The organism is Amycolatopsis sp. NPDC003676, assembly GCF_053587275.1.
In genome coordinates this window covers 11,567-31,305 of sequence record NZ_JBSFNS010000099.1, presented here as the reverse complement: position 1 = coordinate 31,305, position 19,739 = coordinate 11,567, and the positions used below count along the sequence as shown (strand labels likewise).

Here is a 19,739-nt window from a genome sequence, read left to right as displayed (position 1 = left end):
GGCCGGACGGCTTCGGTGTAGGTGACGCCGTCGGTGCTGGTCTCGACGACGGTGGCGGGGATCCGCCCGGTCGTCCAGACCGCAGGGACGCTTCGTATCGGGGTGCGGGGGTGGTGTGGGTGCGCCTCGAGTTGGGTGCGCTTGCTGCGGTTTTAGGGACGTGAGGGGAACCCTGAGGGAATCAGATTCCCTCAGGGTTCCCCTCACGGCATTGCGGGGGCTTGACGGATTCAGAAGACGGTGCCGGTGATCGTGTTGCGGGCTTCTGACCTGCGGTGATGTCCGTGACTGCTCCGGTTTGGCATCCCTGGCGGGGTCGTTGTCCAACTTGCGCACTACCCGCCTGAGGGTGCGTCGCGCAGTCTTTGGGGCACCGCTTCAAAGGGCCGGAGCGGAGGAGAAGTTCAACGGTGAACTGGAGGTGCCCCTATGGGCACGTCGCTGCATCCGCCGCAGCTGGTGACGGGGTCTCGGACTCTCTACCTCGTTTGGGCGCCGGAGGATCCCGAGGGCGTCGCGGAGCTGGTTCCGGCTGGGCTCACGCCGGCCGCCGATCGGTCGTGCTACATCAATCAGTACGTGGTCGAGGGGGACGCTCAGACGTCGGCCAGCGACGGGGACGACGCGTTCGGTGCTTACTCGCTGACGTATCTCGGGGTGAATCTGTCCGGATTGGACACCGAAGCGGGAGTCCCGGGGCGGTGGTGGACCGATTACCACAACAGTTCCGAGCCGATGATTCGTTACGCGCGGGAGCACGGCGTTCCGGCCGGTGCACCAGGGGAGACGACGCTCGATCTCGACGGGGATCGGCTGGTCGCCACTACTTCCGTCGAGGGGCGGCCGATTATCCGGACTACCGCGCGTCTCTCGATCGGCACGCCGCAGCGGGTTACCGGGCAGTTGCGGTACATCACGAGTCGCGGTGGTGAATTCGTCAGCGGGCGGTATGCCTACGTCGCTGACATCGCCGAGGAATTCGCGGTCGAATCCTTCGAGTTCCTCGACAAAGAGCACCCGGCCTACCGGTTGCGGCCTGCCCAACCCTTGCAGGTGACGTTCGGGTTCTACTCCCCGGCCATGTCCTTCGTCTACCCCGGCGGCGAAGGGCCGCTGGGTTCCGAGCACGGCAGCTAAAAACCAACAAGGAGCACCGGCAATGGCTCTGCTGGACCGAGCACAGTGGTACGACATCGCCCGCGACACTCAATGGACTCCGCGTTACGTCAGCGAAGAGGAGTTGTTCCCGCCGGAACTGTCCGGCGGCGAGGGGTTGCCCGACGAGGTCTGGGCGACCTATGACGAACCGTACAAGGTGAGTTATCGCGAATACGTCGACATTCAGCGGCAGAAGGACGCCGGGGCGTATTCGGTCAAGGCCGCGTTGGAGCGCGCGGATCTCTACAATAAAGCCGATCCGGGCTGGATTTCCATTCTCAAGGAGCACTACGCGGCGGTCGCGCTCGTCGAGTACGGCGCGTCGTTCCAGGAGTCTCGCTTCGTGCGCTGGTCGAAGGCTCCCGGCATGCGGAACATGGCGACCTTCGGGATGCTGGACGAGATCCGGCACGGCCAGATCCAGTTGTACTTCCCGCACGAGTACGTGAACAAGGACCGCCAGTTCGAGTGGTCGCATGCGGCGATGTTCACCGACAACTGGGTCACCCTCGGTGCACGGCACTTCTTCGACGACGTGATGATGACCCGCGACGCCGTGTCGACCTCGATTTTCGCGAACTTCTCCTTCGAGACCGGCTTCACGAACCTGCAGTTCATCGGCCTTTCCGGCGACGCAGCAAAGGCGGGCGACTTCACGTTCTCCAAGCTGATCCAGAGCATCCAGTCCGACGAGGCCCGGCACGCGCAGCTCGGCACTCCGCTGCTGCAGATGCTGATCGAGAACGGCCAGAAGGACGTGGCGCAGAAGAAGATCGACATCGCGTTCTGGCGCTCGTACCGGCTGTTCACCATTCTGTCCGGAATTCCGATGGACTACTACGTCCCGCTTGACGTCCGTGAAGCGTCCTTCAAGGAATTCATGGAGGAGTGGATCGTCACCCAGTTCATGCGCTCGCTGGAGGACCTCGGCCTCTCCAAGCCGTGGTACTGGGACATTTTCCTGCGCGACATCTCCGAGCACCACCACGGCCAGCACCTCGGCACCTACTCGTGGCGGCCGACGCTGTGGTGGGACCCGGCGGCGGGCGTCAGCCCGGAGGAGCGCGACTGGCTGGAGGAGAAATACCCCGGCTGGAACGGCACCTTCGGCAAGGTGTGGGACGTCCTGATCGACAACTTCGCCAACGACCGTCCGGAAAAGACGGTGCCGGGCACGCTGCCGATCATCTGCAACGTCTCCCAGCTGCCGATCGTCGGCACGCCTTCCCAGACGCTGCGCGACATTTCGCTGGTCCACGAAGGACGGCGCTACCACTTCGCGTCCGAAGTGGACAAGTGGATCTTCGAGGACGACCCGGAGCGCTACCGGCACCACAAGAACCTGGTCGACCGGTTCCTCGGCGGCGAGATCCAGCCCGCGGACCTCGGCGGCGTCCTGGAGTACATGGGCCTCGGCTCGGTCGGTCCCGGCGGCGACGACGCGCACGGCTTCGCCTGGGTCGACACCTACCGCAAGCAGCTCGTCAAGGCCGGCTGAAAGGAACGCTGATGGCCACCATTCCGCTCGCCGTGCACTTCGACGGCGACTTCGTGCTCAAACTGCTCCCCGCGGACAGCGAGCACACGATGGACGAACTCGCCGCCGCGGCGGCCGAGAACTCGGTCGGCATCCACGTGCCCGACCAGCCCGGCCGGACGCTCCGCGTGCGCCGTCAAGGTGACGCGCAGCCGTTCGAGCGGGCCAGCACCGTCGCGGCGGCCGGTCTCGGGCCGACCGAGTGCGTCGAAGTCTATTTCGAGTGAGGAGGACCGGATGAGCACCGCTGAACCCATCGCCGACCCGGTCGGCCCGGTCCTCCAGGTCGGCGAGGTGGCGCGCGCCGTCGCCGACGCCGCCGTGACCGACAACCCGGGCTGCCGGGTCGACATCCGCGACCGCGGTTCCTACGTGCGGGTCGAGGTCGAGGGCGGCGAATGCGTCCTGCGCCGCGAGACCATCGCCGAGGAACTCGGCCGCCCGTTCAAGATGTCCGAGCTGGAGCTGATCATGCCCTCGTTCGTCGGGCGGATCGAGACCGGCGGCGACGTCTTCCGCTTCTACCTGGGCACTTCCGCCCGCAAGGAGGCCAGCTCGTGAGCACCCCGCTCAAGCCGCTCAAGACCTGGGGGCACCTCGCCGCCCGCCGGCGCAAGCCGAGCGAGTACGAGATCGTCTCCACCAACCTGCTGTGGCACACCCGCGACCCCGAGCAGCCGTGGGACGTCGGGCACACCGGGTTCATGGCGGACTTCTACCGCCGCTACCGCAACCAGAGCCCGATCACGCACCCGGACTGGAACGCCTTCCGCGACCCGGACGAGCTGGTGTACCGCACGTACAACATCCTCCAGGACGGCCAAGAGTCCTATGTGGATGGTTTGCTCGACCAGCACGACGCCGAAGGCCACGACCGCGGCCTCTCGCCGGAGTGGGTCGCGATGCTGGCGCAGCTGTACACGCCGAGCCGGTACCTGCTGCACACCATTCAGATGGCCAGCGCGTACCTCGTGCACATGGCCCCGGCCAGCACGATCGCCAACTGCGCGGCGTTCCAGGCCGCCGACTCGCTGCGCTGGCTGTCCAATGTGGCCTACCGCACCGCGGAGCTGCGCCAGGCGCATCCGACCGCCGGGTTCGGCGAGCGCGAACGTGAGCTGTGGGAGGAACTGCCTGCCTGGCAAGGGTTCCGCGAGCTGATGGAACGGCAGCTGACCACGTTCGACTGGGCCGAGGCGTTCGTCGCGCTCAACGTGGTGGCCAAGCCCGCGTACGACGAGATCGTGCTGCGTCAGCTCGGCGTCAGTGCCCGGCGGCACGGCGACGTGCTGCACGCGCTGCTAGCCGAATCGGCACTGCGGGACAGTGAGCGTTCACGGCGCTGGACCGAAGCGCTGGTCACCCAGATGTCCGAAGTGGACTCGAACGTTGCGCAGCTGCGCGAGTGGGTCGCGAAGTGGCAGCCGCTCGCGGTCGCCGCGATCGAGGCATACGGCGCTGAAGTGGCGGAAAACGCCGAAGCGGCGGAGAACGCGATCGGCGCGGTCCGGGCGTTCCAGCGGCAGCTCGGCATCGGAGGCTGAACCGGCCATGACGACCGAACACCAAGTCCTCCTGCGGGGGACCGGCGTTCGCTTTCCTTGTGCGGAGGGCGACACGCTGCTGCGTGCCGCCCTCCGCGCGGGGGTCGGTCTCAGCTACGAGTGCAACAGCGGAGCCTGCGGAAGCTGCCGGTACGAGCTGCTGGAAGGCGACGTCCGCACGCGCTGGGCGGACGCACCCGGACTCAGCGCCCGCGACCGGCGCAAGGGGCGGCGGCTGGCATGTCAGAGCGAACCGGCCAGCGACTGCGCGGTCGACCTCAGCTCAGTGCCGGAACCCGCGCCGCACCGGCCGATCCGGCAGCGCGCCCAGCTGCGCGAGGTGCACCGGCTCACCCACGACATGGCCGAATTCGTGTTCACCGCGGAAAAGCACGCCGCGTTCAGCGCCGGGCAGTACGCGATGCTCGGGTTCCCCAGCGGGATCGAACGCGCGTACTCGATGAGCAATCTCGGCAACTGCCAGCGGGAATGGAAATTCGTCGTCAAGCGGTCGCCGGGCGGGAAAGCGACGTCGATCCTGTTCGACGGCCTCGACCTCGGCGAGACGATCGAGCTGGACGGCCCGTACGGGCAGGCGTACTACCGCGCGGGAGACAACCGCGACATCGTTTGTGTCGCAGGCGGTTCCGGGCTCGGCGCGATGGCGAGCGTCGTGCTCGGCGCGGCCGCTCAGGCCGACGCGGGCGAGCGCACCGTACATTTGTTCTGCGGCGGCCGTGCTCCGCGCGATTTGCACATTCCGGAAGCGATGGCGATGGCGCAACGTCGCTTGCGCGCGCTTCATGTCCACACTGCAGTGTCCGAACCGGACTCAGCGGATTCCGAATCGCACCAAGGATTCGTGCACGAGGCCGTGGTCGCGAAGCTGGGCGAGACGCTGACTGACTTCACCTACTACGCCGCCGGGCCGCCCGCGATGACCGACGCGCTCGCCCGCGCGCTGGTGCTGGACGGCGGGCTCGCCGCCGACCGGCTCCATTTCGACCGGTTCAGCTGAGAAAGGAGCTTCCGCATGGGTTACGTGCGGGTGTGCAGCCTCGACGACGTCTGGGAAGGCGACATGGAGTCGTTCGAGGTGGGGGACAAGGAGGTGCTGATCGCCCACCTCGACGGCGGCGACGTCGTCGCGACCCAGGCGATCTGCCCGCACCAGCAGGTCGAACTGGTCGAGGGCGAACTGGACAAGAAGACCCTCATGTGCAAAAGCCACCTGTGGACGTTCGACCTCACCACCTGCCAGGGCATCAACCCGGGCCACGCGCAGCTGGCCCGGTACCCGGTGCGGCTCGAGGGCGACGACGTCTACATCGACCCCGACGGGGACACCCCGAAGATCGCGCATTCCTGACGGATCTCCCGGAAGACCTCCTGAAAGACAAGGAAAAGCACTCATGGTTGCCATCAACTGCGACATGGGCGAGGCCTACAGCATCTACCGCTGCGGCGACGACGAGGGCATCATGCCCTACATCACGGTCGCGAACGTCGCCTGCGGTTTCCACGCCGCCGACCCGGTCGTCATGCGGCGGACCGTCGCGCTGGCGCACGAGCATTCGGTGAAGGTGGGCGCCCACCCGTCGTTCCCGGACCGCGACGGGTTCGGCAGGCGGGAGCTGAAGATGGAGCCCGAGGAACTCACCGCCGCGGTGGTGTATCAGGTCGGCGCGCTGACCGGTTTCCTTGCCGAACACGGCATGCCGCTCAACCACATCAAGCCGCACGGCGCACTCTACGGTCTGGCTTCGCGGGACGAGACGGTCGCGCGGGCGATCGCCGAGGCGGCCGACGTCTTCGACGTGCCGCTGATGGGGATGGCCAACACCATGCACGAGAAGGTGTGGGGCAAGCGCAGCCAGGGCTTCATCGCCGAGTACTACACCGACCTCGACTACCGCGCCGACGGTTCGCTCATCATCACCCGCGAGCACGTCGCCTACGATCCGGCGATCGCCGCCGAACGGTCCGTGCGCGCGGTGACCGAGGGGCTCGCGACCTCTGTGGACGGTCAGGACATCCCGATGCGCGCCGACTGCATCTGCGTGCACTCCGACACTCCTGGCGCGGTGGATCTGGCGAAAAGCGTGCACGACGCCTTGACGCCGTACCTGAGCTGATTTCAACTGACTGTCCCTACCGAACCGAGCGCGAGGTGACGCTGATGTCCCGTCTCGAAGTGGTTTCGCCCATTCCCGGGGTCTTTTACCGCAAGCCCGATCCGGACAGCCCGGATTTCGTGAAGCCCGGCCAGCAGGTCGCCGCGGACGACACGGTCGGGCTGGTCGAGGTGATGAAGTCCTTCTACCCGGTGCCCGCCGGCGCGGCCGGGACCGTCGTGGAGTTCGCCGCCGACGCCGAGGCGGTCGTCGACGCGGGCCAGCCGCTCGTGGTGCTCGAGGTGGACGCATGAAACGGTTGCTGATCGCCAATCGCGGCGAGATCGCGGTCCGGATCATTCGCGCGGCCAACGACCTCGGCATCGAGACGGTCGCGGTCGTCAGCGAGGCGGACCGGAGCGCCACGCACGCGCTGCTCGCCGACCAGGTCGTCCCGATCGGCTCGGCCCCGGCGACGAAAAGCTATCTGGTGGCGGACGCGATCCTCGCCGCGGCAAAGGAAACCGGCGCGGACGCGGTGCATCCGGGTTACGGATTCCTGTCCGAACGCGCGTCGTTCGCCGCGGCGGTCGCGGACGCGGGGCTGACCTTCGTCGGCCCGGAGGCCTCGGTCATCGAGCAGATGGGGGACAAGGTCCGCGCGCGCCAGGTCGCGCAGGCGGCCGGGGTGCCGACGGTGCCGGGGACGCCCGGCGGAGTGTCCGATGTGGCCGAAGCGGTCGCGGCGGCGGGCGAGATCGGGTATCCGATCATGCTCAAGGCCGCGGCGGGCGGCGGCGGCCGGGGTATTCGGGTCGTCGCCGACGAGGCCGAGTTGAAGGTCGCGTTCCCGCAGGCTTCCGGCGAGGCGGCGAGCGCGTTCGGTGACGGGCAAATGTATCTGGAGCGGTTCGTGCGGGCTGCGCGGCACGTCGAGGTTCAGGTGCTCGGCGACGGTTCGGAGACGGTGCACGTGTTCGAGCGCGAGTGTTCGCTGCAGCGGCGGCGGCAGAAGGTGGTCGAGGAAGCTCCGTCGCCGGGCATCGACGAGCGGATCCGGGCCGAGATGACGTCCGCGGCGGTGCGGTTGTGCAAGGAGGTCGGCTACCGCAGCGCGGGCACGTGTGAGTTCCTCGTGGACGATGACACCGGCGAGTTCTTCTTCATCGAGATGAACACCCGGATCCAGGTCGAGCACCCGGTCACCGAGCTGATCACCGGGATCGACCTGGTCGCCGAGCAATTGCGGATCGCGGCCGGGGAACCGTTGCGGTTCAAGCAATCCGATGTGACCAAGCGCGGACACGCCATTGAATTCCGGGTGTGCGCCGAGGATCCGGACCGGAATTTCCTTCCTGGACCCGGAAAGATCGGCGACGTGCGGCTTCCGGGCGGGCCTTGGGTCCGCACCGACACCTGGCTGGCGCCGGGCAGTCAGGTCCCGCCGTTCTACGACTCCCTGGTGGCCAAGGTGGTCGTGTGGGGCGACGACCGGCCGACCGCGTTGCGCCGGGCGAAGCGGGCACTGTCCGAATTGGTCGTCGAAGGCGTTCCCACCACCACGACGCTGCTCATCGAACTCCTCGGGCAGCAATGGTTCGCCGACGGCGCGTTCACCACCGGGACGCTCGAAGAGTGGCTCGTCCGGCGAGCGGAGGCGAGCGCATGAGCGGCGCGACGCCCGCCCGGTACAGCTGGGGCGGGGACGAGCACATTTTCGTCGAGCTGGCCGAGGAAATGAGCCTGCAGGCCAACTTCCGCGCGATGGCGATCACCACGTCGCTGCGCGAGAACCGGCCGGACGGCGTCGTGGAGATCTGCCCGGCGAACGCGTCCTATCAGGTCCGGTACAACCCGGATGTCATCGAACCGCGCACCCTGATGGCGCATTTGCGCGATATCGAGGAGAAGGTCGGCGACGCCGCGGACTTCAGTCTCGCTACCCGCGTGGTCGAGATTCCGGTGCTGTATCAGGATCCGTGGACTACCGAAACGCTGATGCGGTTCCGAGACCGGCACCAGGACCCGGACGCAACAGACATCGAGTACGCCGCGCGGATCAACGGATACGCCGGGGCCGAGGAATTCATCGCGGCACACAGCGGCGCGCCGTGGTTTGTTTCGATGGTCGGCTTCGTCGCCGGACTGCCGTTCATGTACCAGATGGTGCCTCGCGAACGGCAGATCGTCGTGCCGAAATACCTGCGACCGCGTACGGACACTCCTAAGCAGACAGTCGGCTACGGCGGCTGCTTTAGTTGCATCTACTCGGTTCGCGGAGCAGGCGGATATCAGATGTTCGGGATCACACCCGCGCCGATTTACGATCCGGCGCAGGAACTCCCGGACTTCGGCGATTTCATGGTGTTCTTCCGGCCGGGCGACATCGTGCGGTTCAAGCCGATCGACCGTGACCAGTACGACGACTACGTCAAGGAGGTCGAGGCCGGGACGTTCCGGATCCGTTCGCGCCCGGTCGACTTCGGGCTGCGCGAGTACCTCGACGACCCGGACGGCTTCACCGCGGGACTGATGGAGGTGCTCCGTGCCGATTGAGGTCCGCCAGCCCGGACTGGCCACGACAATCCAGGACGGTGGCCGCAACGGCTATTACGACGTCGGCATCCCGCCCTCGGGCGCGCTCGACCAGTTCTCGTACTCGGTCGCGAATCGCCTGGTAGGAAACGATCCCGGCGAGGCCGCACTCGAGTGTGTCTACATGGGACCGGAGCTGCACTTCACCGAGGACACGGTCATCGCGATCACCGGCGCCGAACTTCCGCCGAAACTCAACGGCGAGGAACGGCCGTTGTGGGAAGCGTTCGCGGTGCAGGCCGGTGATGTCCTTACCTTCGGATTCTGCAAACGCGGTGCCCGCGCCTACATCGCGGTAAGCGGCGGCATCGACGTTCCCTTGGTGCTGGGCAGTCGATCCACTTACGGGCTGGGCAAACTCGGCGGGATCAGCGGTGCCCCGTTGGTCGCCGGAGACGTCGTCCCGGTCGGCGCCGGCGCTGGTGTTCCGGGGCGTTCCCTGCCGGAATCCTTGCGTCCGGCGTTGTCGAAGGAAATCGAAGTCCGCGTGGTGATGGGTCTTTACGACCACGTGCTCACCGACGCTGGCCGCGCAACCTTCCTGGACACCAACTGGACTCTCACCCCGGTTGCCGACCGCGTCGGTTTCCGTTACCAGGGCGCACAATTGGAAACCAAGCCGCGCACGCCGCCGTTCGGCGCCGGACAAGACCCGTCGAACATCGTGGACGCGCCTTATCCGATCGGTTCGATCCAGGTTCCCGGCGGTGTCGAGCCGATCATCCTGCACCGGGACGCGGTGTCCGGCGGCGGATACATGATGGTGGGCACTGTCCTCAGCGGAGACTTGGACCTGGTGGCGCAGTCCGCGCCGAATACCAAGACCCGTTTCGTCGCGGTCGATCTGGACGAAGCCCTCGCCATTCGCCGCGATTACCGTGCCCGCACTCAGCAGGCCGCTGATTCCCTGAGCTGACAAGGAGTTCTCCATGCCGCACGTTCAGATCGACTGGTTCCCCGGTCGCACCACCGAGCAGAAACGCGAGCTGGCCGAGGTGCTGACCCGCGAGATCTGCCGGATCGGAAACTGCGCCCCGGAATCGGTCGGCATCGTGTTCACCGACGTCGACACCGCGAACTGGGCGCGGGCGGGCAAGCTCTTCTCGGACAGCTGATGGCCGCCCTTCGCTCCCACGTCCTGCTCGACGCCCCCGCCGACGCGGTGTGGCAGGTGATCGGCGACGTCGCGTCCGTCGCTGATTGGTTCCCGTCGATGAAGTCCTCCACCGGCGATACCCAGCACCGCACTGTGGTCCTGGGGGACGGCTCGGTCCTGGAAGAAGCCGTCGTCACGCATGACCCGGTGCGACGGCGGCTGCAGTACCGGGTGACCGGAGGGGATCTTCCGATCACCGCGCACCTCGGCACTGTGGATGTGCTGGAGATCGACCCCGGCCGGTCGATCGTCGTATACAGCACCGAAATCACGCCGGACTCGCTTGCCGACGCCTTCGATGCGGCCATCAGCGAGGCCGTCGCGGGCCTGCCCGCCCACCTCTCCTGAGGTCCGTGAGGGGAACCCTGCGGGAATCAGGGTTCCCCTCACGGACGTTCCACGAGCCGGTAGCTGGAGCCGTGGGAGACCAGGCGGCCGCCGGTGGGCGGGGCGAAGTGCGTGCCCAACACGAGAGCGCCCGAATCGGCTAGCCCGGCCAGGAGACGACGGCGGGTCTTCTCGGATTCCGCCGGGTCGATGTCCACGGAAGCGCCGATCTCCGGGTGTGCGAACTGCACCGGATGGTGCACCGCGTCCCCGGTGATCAGCGCGGTTTCGCCGGAGCTGGTCAGCTCGATCGAGACGTGCCCCGGGGTGTGGCCGGGCGTCGGCAGCAATCGCACGCCGGACACGATTTCCACGCCGTCGGCAGGAACGTCGACCAGGTCGAGCAGCCCCGCACGCTCCACTGGGAGCACGGAATCCTCGAACATCTGCCGCCGCGGTCCGTCCATCTCGTAGCCTGCCCAGAACTCCCGCTCGGCGCGGGAGGTGACGTGCCGGGCGGAGGCGAACGTCGGCACCCACTCGCCGTCCTGCTCGCGGGTGTTCCAGCCGACGTGGTCGGTGTGCAGGTGGGTTAGCAGCACCAGGTCCACCTCGTCCGGCGCGAACCCGGCGGCGGTCAGCGCGTCCAGGTATCCGGTGTCGAGGTCGTGCCACGCCGGGTTGGCGCGGGTCTTCCCGTTGCCGATGCCGGTGTCCACGAGGATCTTCATCCCGTCCTTCTCGAACGCGAAACTGTGGCTGTGCAGCCGGATCTCGTCGTTCGCGGCGGGAAGCAACCACGCGCCAGTAGCGGCGGGCAGTTCGATCTCGTCGATTCGGTGAACGGTGAGGTCGCCGATGGTCCAGGTCACAGGTCCTCCTTAACGCAATATGTTTGTTTTAAGCGACGCTACTGGCTACTGTCGCTTAAAGCAAACACTTAGCTTTTAGGAGGACCTGTGTCCGAACTTGCCCCCGACGAGGCCGCCCGCCTGGCCGCCCGTGCCGGACTGCCCCTCGATGCGGCCCGGCACACCAGCGTGGCCGCCGTGGCCAACCACATCCACTCGGTGGTATCTGTCCTGCGCGATCTGGAATTCGGCGACACCGCACCGGCTTCCACCTATCGCGCGGAGGAGGACGTCCGTGTCGCTGGCTGACCTCACGCTCGCCGAAGCCTCCGCCGCGATCCGGACCCGGCGTGTCTCACCGACAGAGTTGGTCGAGGACGTCCTGACCCGCATCGACGAGGTGGAACCCCGCCTGAACGCCTATGTCGCAGTGGAGGCCGACCGAGCCCGCGCCCAAGCCGCGGAACTCGGCCAGATTCGCGGCCCGCTGCACGGCATTCCCATGGGCCTGAAGGATCTGATCGACGTGGCCGGAACCGCGACCACCGCCAGTTCCCAGGTCCGCGCCGGACATCGCGCCGAAAAGGACAGCACCGTCGCCGCCCAGCTCAAGACGGCCGGAGCGGTCCTCCTCGGCAAAACCCACACGCACGAATTCGCGTACGGCCTCACCACTCCGCAGACGCACAACGCCCGCAACCCGTCCCGCGTGGCCGGGGGATCCAGCGGCGGCTCAGCAGTAGCCGTCGCCGCCGGTGCCGCGACGTTCGCACTGGGCACGGACACCGGCGGCTCGATCCGCGTCCCCGCCGCGCTGAACGGAGTCGTCGGCCTCAAACCGACTTACGGCCTCATCCCGCGGAACGGCGTGACGTCGCTGTCCTGGTCGCTGGACCACGTCGGCCCGATCACCCGCACTGTGGAGGACGCCGCTTTGGTGTTGTCCGTCCTCATTGGACAATCATTCCCGACCCGCGAGGACTTGACCGGACTACGCGTGGGAGTCCCCGGCAACTACTACTTCGACCGCATCGACCCGGTAGTAGAAGCCGCGGTCCGCGAAGCCATCGACCACCTCGCCGAACTCGGCGCCGAACTGGTCGACGTCGAAATCCCGATGACCCGCTACCTCCAGGCAACGCAGTGGGGCTTGATGGTCCCCGAAGCCACGGCGTACCACGAACGAAGCCTGCGGACCGTGCCCGACCAGTACGCCGCCGACGTCCGCGTCCTGCTCGAAGCCGGCGAGCTGATGAGCGCGGGGGACTACCTGCGCGCCCAACGCGCCCGCACCCTCATGCGCGAGGAATGGACGCGGCTGTTCGAGCAGATCGACGTCCTCGCCGCGCCGACCGTCCCGATGACCGCCGTCCCAGCTGGACAGGAGACAGTCACCTGGTCCGACGGCACCGTCGAAGCAGTCTCGGACGCGTACGTACGGCTGTCGGCCCCCGCGAACATCACCGGCGCGCCAGCGTTAACCCTCCCGATCGGCGACGACCCCGACGGGATGCCGATCGGCCTGCAACTGATCGCCCGACCGCACGGCGAACCGGTGCTGCTGCGGACCGGCCACGCCTTGGAACGGACGCGGCTTAGAGTGGCAAGGTGAGCCAGAAGCGGATGGTGCGTCCGGGCGGGCGCAGTGCGCGAGTCCAGGAATCGGTGCACGCCGCCGTCCGCGACTTGATCGCCGAATCGGGCCGGGACGCGCTGACCGTGCCCCAGGTCGCGGCGCGAGCGGGCGTCACGCCGTCGACGGTCTATCGGCGCTGGGGAGACCTGCAGGAACTCCTGTCGGACGTCGCGGTCGAGCGGCTGCGCCCGGATGCACCGCCGGAGGACCACGGTTCGCTGGCCGAGGACCTGGCGGCGTGGACCGAACTGTTCCTGGACGAGATGTCCTCGCCCGCCGGCCGCGCCTACATCCGCGACGCGCTGCTCGGCGACCCGGACGGAAGCAACGCCGGACAGTGCTCGGCGTACGCCGCTGACCAGGTCGAAGTAGTCCTGGCCAGGGCCGCGGCCCGAGGCGAAGCGGCCCCGTCGGCGGAGGCGGTGATGGACCGGGTGGTGGCGCCGATCATGTACCGGATCCTCTTCCGTCCGGACGGTCTCGACGCCGCCTATGCCCGTCGGTTGGCGGCTGAGGTGCTGGCTTAGAACCAGTGCACGCAGTGCGGTGTGCGGTCGGACCGGAATAGCAGATCGGCGAGCCCGGCCGCTTCTCCGCTGTGCGCGCGGACATGCCCGGCTCGGACCAGCACGCTCGGCAATGTTCCGCCGAGGTAGATCGACCCCAGATCGCTGACATCCAGCGACAGGTCAGGCGCGAGATCCGTCCGCACGCACTCGGCCTTCCCGTCCCGCACCGTCAGCAAATACCGGCCGTCCTGGTCCAGGAACGGGTCGGTCACGTCGAGGACCAGCGAACCATCCGTGAACCAGCCGCGGGCGGTCAACGCGCGCGGGATGTCCAGGATCCGCACCCACAGCCAGTCCGTCTCCCTCGGCTCGGCCGCGCGCAGGTCCGCCAGCTGCCAGCGCAGCGGGTTCCCCGGCGGGAGGTGCTTGAACTCGATCTTCTTGACCAGGTCGTGCCCGAGCAGGAACTGCGTGAGCGCGGTGAACCCCGCGTCGTCGACCGCGATGACCTCGTCGACCGTCAGGACGCCGTCGGTGACCAGGTAGCTCGCGTATCCGTTCGCGACGCCGCCGGAGTCCCGGTGCACGGCGAGGTAGCGCGGCTCCGGTCCGGTCGGCGGGTGGCCCGCGCCCAGCGCCCACCAGCGGTGCGGCCGGGACAGAGCACCGGGCTGCGTCCGGCGGTACCGGTCGTAGATCTCCTCCAGAAGCTCCCCGCAGTCGACGCGCCGCAGCAGCTCAACAGAACCGGTCTCGACGCCAGCCCCGCGCGGAGTCGCGAAAGAGGTGCGGTGCCGCTCGACCGTCAGCTGCTCCGTGTAGGTCGCCGGTCCATAGCCGAACCGCCGGTAGATGACCGCTTCACTGCAGAGCAGGACGGACAGAAACTCCCCACGGGCACGAACGTCGGCGAGCTGTTCCTGCATCATCGCGCGAAGCACGCCTTGCCGCCGGTGCGTTGGCAGCACGCCAACGGCAGTCACGCCAGCGGTCGGCGCAACCACGTCGCCCGGCAGCGTGAGGTCGAAGGAGTACGCGCCGGTGGTGCCGACCGGCTTTCCGTCCGGCGCGAAGGCGATCAGGCTCCGTTCCTTCTCGTAAGCGCCGAGGACGCCGCTGCCCGCCGACTCCGGCCAGTAACGTCCGAAGGCGGCTTGGACGGTGCTGAAGTACAGGTCGTAGTCGTTGTCGTGCCGAATTTCCATCGCAGAAGTCCCCCGGGAGCTGACGGTGTCTCAACCGTATCCCAGTCGCGCTCCCGGGGGCAGGCAAGCGATTTACGGCTGAAGCGCACCCGGCCGGACGCGCGCCTGGAACTTCTGCAGCAACGCCGCCGCGACGCTCACCGCGATCACCGCCGGTTCCTTGCCGGTCAGGTCCGGCAGCCCGATCGGCGTCGTGATCCGGGACAGCGCCGCCTCGTCGTGGCCGAGGTCGGTCAGCCGCTTCCGGAACCGCGACCACTTCCCGGCGGACCCGATCAGCCCGATCGACCCGCACGTCCCGCTGCGCAGGGCCGCGTCGCACAGCGCGATGTCCTCGGCGTGGTCGTGCGTCATGATCAGCACGTGCGTGCCCGCGGGCAGTTCCGACAGCACCGTTTCCGGCAGCAGCGGGACCTGGTGGACGTGCACGCTCGCCACGGCGTCGTCGAGCACGGCCAGCCGTTCCTCGGTCAGCTGCGTGGGTCGGCTGTCGATCAGGTGCAGCGAAACCTCGTGCCGGGCGAGCACTCGCGCCAGCTCTAGGCCGACGTGCCCGACTCCGAAGACCGCCACCGCCGGACGCACCGGCAGCGGTTCGAACAGCAGCGTCATCGTCCCTCCGCAGCATTGCACGCCGTGCTGGTAAGGAGCCTTGTCGGACAACGAAAGCGTCTGCAGCTCCGGCGCAGTGGCGTTGTCCCGCAACAGTTCCCGGGCTCGCTCGATCGCGACCGCCTCGGCGTTGCCGCCGCCGATCGTGCCGTGGGTTTCCGAATCACCGACCACCATTTTCGCGCCGCCCTCGCGCGGGGTGTGCCCGCGCGACGACGTCACGGTAACGAGCACGCCCGGCATCCCCGCGTCCCGCAGGTGCTGCACCGCGCTGAGCCAGTTCACGGCTGGCCCACCAGGTCCGGTACCTGCGCCTCGACCACCGGAGCGGCGGTGACGGCGCGGTCGATCGCCCAGAACACGGCCTCCGGCGTCGCCGGGGAAGCCAGGTCGACGCTGTGCCCGGGCTCGCCGAACGCGGCGACCGCCTGCCGCAGCGCTTCCCGCACCGCGAAGGCCAGCATCAACGGCGGTTCGCCGACCGCCTTCGACCCGTAGACCGCGCCTTCTTCCGCGGCGTCGGTCAGCAGCGTGACGTTGAATTCCTCCGGCATCTCCGAAAAGCTCGGCAGCTTGTACGTGCTCGCCGCCTGGGTCGCGAGCCGTCCGCGCGAGGGCCGGTCGGACTCGTCCCAGCGCAGGTCTTCCAGCGTCAGCCAGCCCATGCCCTGCACGAATCCGCCCTCGATCTGGCCGATGTCGATCAGCGGGGACAGGCTGTCGCCGACGTCGTGCACGATGTCGACCCGCCGCGTCCGGTACGCGCCGGTGAAGTCGTCCACCTCGACCTCGGCCAACGCCGCGCCGTAGGCGAAATACTTGAACGGGGTGCCGCTCATCGTGGCGGAATCCCAGCTCAGGCCCTCGGTCCGGTAGTACCCGGCGGCCGACAGGTGCACCCGGTCGAAGTAGGCCGCGTGCACGAGTTCGTCCCAGCCGATTTCCTCGCCGGACGGAGTGCGCGCGGCACCGCGGACGATCCGGACGTCGCTTTCCGGCACACCGAGCTTGCCCGCCGCGACCGGGATAAGCCGGTCGCGGATCTGCTCGCAGGCGTTCTTGACCGCGCCGCCGTTGAGGTCCGCGCCCGAACTCGCCGCGGTGGCCGAGGTGTTCGGCACCTTGTCGGTCCGGGTCGGGGCGAGGCGCACCTTCTCCGGCGGCACACCCAGCGCGGTCGCGGCCACCTGCAGCATCTTCGTGTGCAGGCCCTGGCCCATTTCGGTGCCGCCGTGGTTGATCAGGACCGAACCGTCCTTGTACACGTGCACCAGTGCGCCGGCCTGGTTGAACGCGGTGAGGTTGAAGGAAATCCCGAATTTCACCGGCGTGATCGCGAGGCCGCGCTTGGAATGCGGATGCTTCGCGTTGTACGCGGCGATCTCGGCCTGTCGACGTTCGGCGTCGCCCGAGTCGAGCAGCTGCTGCCAGATCCGGTGGATGCGTTCCGGGTGCCGCACCGGCATCCCGTACGGAGTGTCCTGGCCTTCGGAGTAGAAGTTGCGCCGCCGCAGCTCAGTCGGGTCGATGCCGAGCATCGGCGCGCAGCGGCCGAGGATGTCCTCGATCACCAGCATGCCTTGCGGCCCGCCGAAGCCGCGGAAGGCGGTCTGCGACGTCTTGTTCGTCTTCGCGATCCGCCCCATCGCGCGGACGTGCGGAATCCAGTACGCGTTGTCGACGTGGCAGAGCGCGCGGGCGAGCACCGGTTCGGACAGGTCGAGGCTCCAGCCGCCGTCCGCGGTCAGCACGACGTCCAGCGCCTGCAGCTTGCCGTCGGAGTCGAAACCGACGCTCCATTCGGCGTGGAAACCGTGCCGTTTGCCGGTCATCGTCATGTCCTGGGTGCGGGTCAGCCGCAGCCGCACCGGACGTCCGGTGAGCGTCGCGCCGAGCGCGGCGACCGCGGCGTAGCCGTGCGGCTGCCATTCCTTGCCGCCGAAGCCGCCGCCCATCCGCAGGCTCTGCACGGTGACCTCATGGCTGTGCTTGCCCAGCACGTGCGCCACGATGTCCTGCGTTTCCGACGGATGCTGCGTGCTGCTCTGCACGAAAATCTGGTCGGACTCGTCCACGTGCGCCAGCGCGCACTGGGTTTCGAGGTAGAAGTGCTCCTGGCCGGCGAAGTCGAACTCGCCGCGGAAAACATGCGCTGAACCGGCCATCGCCGGGTCGACGTCCCCGCGCGCCACCACTCGCGGCTCGCCCTGGAAACTGCCCGCGGCGATCGCCTCGCCGACCGTCACCAGCGACGGCAGCGCTTCGGTGTCCACCTCGACGGCCGCCGCGCCCAGCCGCGCCGCTTCCAGCGTTTCGCCGAGCACCCAGGCCACCGCGTGGCCGAAGAACATCACCTCGGACGGGAACAGCGGTTCGTCGTGGTGCACCCCGGAATCGTTGACCCCAGGGACATCCGCCGCGGTGAGAACGCGAACCACGCCGGGTACGGCTTCGGCCGCTTCGGTGCGGATCGCGAGCACCTTGGCATGCGCCTCGTTTACCTGCACGGGGTATGCGTGCAGGACGTCTTTGGTGCGGGCGACGAGGTCGTCGGTGTACAGCGCGGTGCCCCGGACGTGCGCCGCGGCGGCCTCGTGCGGCCGGGCGATCCCGATGGACGGGCTTTCCGGGCGTTCGGACAATGCGCTCATGCTCGTGCCCCCTCCAGGGAGTCGGCGTGCAGTTTCAGCAGGCTGCGGCCCAAAGTCGCGGCGCGGTAGGCAGCGCTCGCTCGGTGGTCGTCCATCGGCGTTCCCTCGCCGCGCAGGATTTCCGCGGCGGCGCGGACGGTTTCCTCGTTCCAGGACTGTCCGACGAGCGCAGCTTCGGTGTCGTGCGCGCGGATCGGCGTTGCGGCGACCCCGCCGAGCCCGATCTGCGCGGTGCGCACGAGACCGTCTTCGATGTCGAGCGCGAACGCGACGGCGACGCTGGAAATGTCGTCGAACCGCCGTTTGGCGACCTTGTGGAACGCCGTGGTTCCGGCCAGCGGCAAGGGAATCCGCACGGACCGGATCAGCTCGTCATCCCGCCGGACGCTCTGCCGGTAGCCGGTGAAGTACTCATCGAGCGGCACCTCGCGGTCTCCATCCACAGAGGACAGGACAACGCTCGCGCCGAGGGCCAGCAGCACTGGTGCGGAGTCACCGATCGGCGAACCGGTACCAAGGTTTCCGCCGAGTGTCGCGGCATTCCGGATCAGCCGCGACGCGAACTGCGGGATCAGCTGGCTCAGCAGCGGCACCCGGCCGTCGAGGCGGCGGTCCATTTCGGTGAGGCTCAGCCCGGCCCCGATTTCGATCGTCTCCGCGCCGATGTCCAGCGTCTGCAGCTCAGGCACGCGATCGATAGCGACGACGCAGTCCGCCCGGACACCGCGGATGTTCACCTCGACGCCCCAGTCCGTCGACCCGGCCACGAAAGTCGCGTTAGGACGGTCGTGGCGCAGCTGCAGGGCTTCGGTCCAGCTGGCGGGGCGGAGGTAATCCCGTCCGTCGCCATGCAGTTGTGTCGCAACGGGTTCCGGTGCGCTGCAGGCCCGCCGCTGCGCCAGCGGGTCCGACGCCGGGGGAGCGCCGAGCGCGTGCGCGGCATCGCGGATCGGCCGGTATCCGGTGCAGCGGCAGAGGTTTCCGCTCAGCGCGTGGATGTCGAAACCGTTCGGCGCGTGGTCGTCGCCGGTCGCGGCGCGGTCGCCACGGTAGTACTCGGCGGCCATGCTGCAGACGAACCCGGGAGTGCAGTACCCGCACTGGGATCCGCCGCGCACGGCCATTTCGTGCTGCACCGGGTGCAAGTCCTCAGTGGACCCGAGACCCTCGGCCGTCCACACCTCCTGCCCGTCCAGCGAACCGACCGGGGCGAGGCACGCGTTGATCGCGACCAGGTCCGTCGGCGATTCGACGCCGGGGCGCGCGACCAGGATCGCGCACGCGCCGCATTCGCCTTCGGCGCAGCCCTCCTTGCAGCTGGTCAGGCCCTGTCCGCGGAGCCAGTCCAGTGCCGTGGTGTGCACGGGAACGGCGCCGATCGCGGTGCGTTTCCCGTTGACGGTCACCTCGGGGTCGACCATCGGAGTTCCTCTCGTCTTTTCTCGGCTGGGGCCACGGCCGCCGACACGCCGCATCGGCGCAGGTCAGGGGGACCGTGGGGGAGTTCGCGGCACCGGGACTCTTGCCCGTGCGCGAGCGCGTGCCGAGCGGGGGAGACCGCTCAGCGGCGCGTTGGCCAGCCGTGCGCGACGCGCCCCTTGTTCCAAGCGGACTGGCGCGTGCGCTGACGGAGGTCGGCGAGCTGACCGGAGGTCAGAAGCATCGCGCACCTCCTCGAGAGCGAACGGAACGGGCGGTGCGGGCGCACCGCCGTCGACGAAGCGTAACGCCGGGCTCAGCGCGAGACAAGGGTCGGCGTCGCCCGAAAGGAGACCCAGGACACACGCCTAAATACCCCCATGGGGTATAAAGTTCGTGCCGTCGAGAACGAGCGAAGGAGAAAC

Annotated in this window: 22 protein-coding genes; 17 read left to right on the top strand and 5 right to left on the bottom strand. The window is 68.2% G+C overall.

Features of this window, described 5'->3' with window-relative positions:
* The first annotated feature begins 429 nt into the window (after positions 1 to 429).
* Genes ACWDNU_RS36065 through ACWDNU_RS36000 form a run of 14 tightly spaced genes read left to right on the top strand, consistent with a single transcriptional unit; the run spans position 430 to position 10,452 of the window.
* A complete protein-coding gene (locus ACWDNU_RS36065; protein ID WP_449672165.1) occupies positions 430 to 1,137 on the top strand; it encodes a hypothetical protein in 708 nt (235 codons plus the stop codon).
* Between the two features lie 22 nt (positions 1,138 to 1,159).
* Entirely contained in the window at positions 1,160 to 2,656 is a 1,497-nt protein-coding gene (locus ACWDNU_RS36060) for a YHS domain-containing protein (RefSeq protein WP_449672164.1), read from the top strand.
* An 11-nt stretch (positions 2,657 to 2,667) separates the two neighbouring features.
* Positions 2,668 to 2,922, top strand: a complete 255-nt coding sequence (locus tag ACWDNU_RS36055; protein ID WP_344278492.1) for a toluene-4-monooxygenase system B family protein — start codon at positions 2,668 to 2,670, stop codon at positions 2,920 to 2,922.
* Between the two features lie 10 nt (positions 2,923 to 2,932).
* On the top strand, positions 2,933 to 3,256 hold the full coding sequence (locus ACWDNU_RS36050; RefSeq protein ID WP_043840218.1) for an MmoB/DmpM family protein: 324 nt from the start codon (positions 2,933 to 2,935) through the stop codon (positions 3,254 to 3,256).
* Positions 3,253 to 4,239 (top strand): ferritin family protein, encoded by a 987-nt coding sequence (locus ACWDNU_RS36045; RefSeq protein WP_344278487.1) that lies wholly within the window; start codon positions 3,253 to 3,255, stop codon positions 4,237 to 4,239. Before ACWDNU_RS36050 ends, ACWDNU_RS36045 begins: the two co-directional genes overlap by 4 nt.
* 7 nt (positions 4,240 to 4,246) lie before the next feature.
* Positions 4,247 to 5,257, top strand: coding sequence for a 2Fe-2S iron-sulfur cluster-binding protein (locus ACWDNU_RS36040; RefSeq protein WP_449672163.1), 1,011 nt, complete (start codon positions 4,247 to 4,249; stop codon positions 5,255 to 5,257).
* 15 nt (positions 5,258 to 5,272) lie between these two features.
* The gene (locus tag ACWDNU_RS36035; RefSeq protein ID WP_116202782.1) at positions 5,273 to 5,608 is read left to right on the top strand and encodes a Rieske 2Fe-2S domain-containing protein; all 336 of its coding nucleotides are present in this window, start codon (positions 5,273 to 5,275) and stop codon (positions 5,606 to 5,608) included.
* Between the two features lie 43 nt (positions 5,609 to 5,651).
* Complete coding sequence (gene pxpA / locus ACWDNU_RS36030; RefSeq protein WP_449672162.1) at positions 5,652 to 6,374, top strand: 5-oxoprolinase subunit PxpA; 723 nt, start codon at positions 5,652 to 5,654, stop codon at positions 6,372 to 6,374.
* Positions 6,375 to 6,418: 44 nt separating this feature from the next.
* Positions 6,419 to 6,667, top strand: coding sequence for an acetyl-CoA carboxylase (locus ACWDNU_RS36025; RefSeq protein WP_370938599.1), 249 nt, complete (start codon positions 6,419 to 6,421; stop codon positions 6,665 to 6,667).
* A complete protein-coding gene (locus ACWDNU_RS36020) occupies positions 6,664 to 8,022 on the top strand; it encodes an acetyl-CoA carboxylase biotin carboxylase subunit (protein ID WP_449672161.1) in 1,359 nt (452 codons plus the stop codon). The genes ACWDNU_RS36025 and ACWDNU_RS36020 overlap by 4 nt, the downstream gene beginning before the upstream one ends.
* The gene (locus ACWDNU_RS36015; protein ID WP_370938597.1) at positions 8,019 to 8,909 is read left to right on the top strand and encodes a 5-oxoprolinase subunit B family protein; all 891 of its coding nucleotides are present in this window, start codon (positions 8,019 to 8,021) and stop codon (positions 8,907 to 8,909) included. The genes ACWDNU_RS36020 and ACWDNU_RS36015 overlap by 4 nt, the downstream gene beginning before the upstream one ends.
* Positions 8,899 to 9,864: a 5-oxoprolinase subunit C family protein gene (locus tag ACWDNU_RS36010; RefSeq protein WP_449672160.1), complete on the top strand. Its 966-nt coding sequence runs from the start codon at positions 8,899 to 8,901 to the stop codon at positions 9,862 to 9,864. The genes ACWDNU_RS36015 and ACWDNU_RS36010 overlap by 11 nt, the downstream gene beginning before the upstream one ends.
* 13 nt (positions 9,865 to 9,877) lie before the next feature.
* On the top strand, positions 9,878 to 10,063 hold the full coding sequence (locus tag ACWDNU_RS36005; RefSeq protein WP_344278464.1) for a tautomerase family protein: 186 nt from the start codon (positions 9,878 to 9,880) through the stop codon (positions 10,061 to 10,063).
* Positions 10,063 to 10,452 (top strand): SRPBCC family protein, encoded by a 390-nt coding sequence (locus ACWDNU_RS36000; RefSeq protein ID WP_449672159.1) that lies wholly within the window; start codon positions 10,063 to 10,065, stop codon positions 10,450 to 10,452. The genes ACWDNU_RS36005 and ACWDNU_RS36000 overlap by 1 nt, the downstream gene beginning before the upstream one ends.
* A 38-nt stretch (positions 10,453 to 10,490) precedes the next feature.
* Here the strand turns inward: ACWDNU_RS36000 and ACWDNU_RS35995 are convergent, their stop codons facing one another.
* On the bottom strand, positions 10,491 to 11,303 hold the full coding sequence (locus ACWDNU_RS35995) for an MBL fold metallo-hydrolase (RefSeq protein WP_449672158.1): 813 nt from the start codon (positions 11,301 to 11,303) through the stop codon (positions 10,491 to 10,493).
* An 87-nt stretch (positions 11,304 to 11,390) separates the two neighbouring features.
* Here ACWDNU_RS35995 and ACWDNU_RS35990 point away from each other — a divergent pair, with 87 nt between their 5' ends.
* From ACWDNU_RS35990 to ACWDNU_RS35980, 3 genes are read left to right on the top strand one after another with little or no spacing between them, the layout of a single operon-like run.
* Positions 11,391 to 11,591 carry a hypothetical protein gene (locus ACWDNU_RS35990; RefSeq protein ID WP_449672157.1) on the top strand — a complete coding sequence of 67 codons (201 nt, stop codon included), beginning with the start codon at positions 11,391 to 11,393 and terminating at the stop codon, positions 11,589 to 11,591.
* On the top strand, positions 11,578 to 12,894 hold the full coding sequence (locus tag ACWDNU_RS35985) for an amidase (RefSeq protein WP_370938590.1): 1,317 nt from the start codon (positions 11,578 to 11,580) through the stop codon (positions 12,892 to 12,894). The genes ACWDNU_RS35990 and ACWDNU_RS35985 overlap by 14 nt, the downstream gene beginning before the upstream one ends.
* Positions 12,891 to 13,445 (top strand): TetR/AcrR family transcriptional regulator, encoded by a 555-nt coding sequence (locus ACWDNU_RS35980; protein ID WP_370938588.1) that lies wholly within the window; start codon positions 12,891 to 12,893, stop codon positions 13,443 to 13,445. The genes ACWDNU_RS35985 and ACWDNU_RS35980 overlap by 4 nt, the downstream gene beginning before the upstream one ends.
* Here the strand turns inward: ACWDNU_RS35980 and ACWDNU_RS35975 are convergent.
* The 4 genes from ACWDNU_RS35975 to ACWDNU_RS35960 all read right to left on the bottom strand — a co-directional run bounded on the left by ACWDNU_RS35975 (position 13,442) and on the right by ACWDNU_RS35960 (position 19,316).
* A complete protein-coding gene (locus ACWDNU_RS35975; RefSeq protein ID WP_449672156.1) occupies positions 13,442 to 14,632 on the bottom strand; it encodes a GNAT family N-acetyltransferase in 1,191 nt (396 codons plus the stop codon). The genes ACWDNU_RS35980 and ACWDNU_RS35975 overlap by 4 nt on opposite strands.
* A 72-nt stretch (positions 14,633 to 14,704) precedes the next feature.
* Complete coding sequence (gene xdhC, locus ACWDNU_RS35970) at positions 14,705 to 15,529, bottom strand: xanthine dehydrogenase accessory protein XdhC (RefSeq protein ID WP_449672155.1); 825 nt, start codon at positions 15,527 to 15,529, stop codon at positions 14,705 to 14,707.
* Positions 15,526 to 17,895 (bottom strand): xanthine dehydrogenase molybdopterin binding subunit, encoded by a 2,370-nt coding sequence (gene xdhB / locus ACWDNU_RS35965; protein WP_449672154.1) that lies wholly within the window; start codon positions 17,893 to 17,895, stop codon positions 15,526 to 15,528. The genes xdhC and xdhB overlap by 4 nt, the downstream gene beginning before the upstream one ends.
* Positions 17,892 to 19,316 carry a xanthine dehydrogenase small subunit gene (locus ACWDNU_RS35960; RefSeq protein ID WP_449672153.1) on the bottom strand — a complete coding sequence of 475 codons (1,425 nt, stop codon included), beginning with the start codon at positions 19,314 to 19,316 and terminating at the stop codon, positions 17,892 to 17,894. The genes xdhB and ACWDNU_RS35960 overlap by 4 nt, the downstream gene beginning before the upstream one ends.
* Positions 19,317 to 19,739 lie beyond the last annotated feature (423 nt).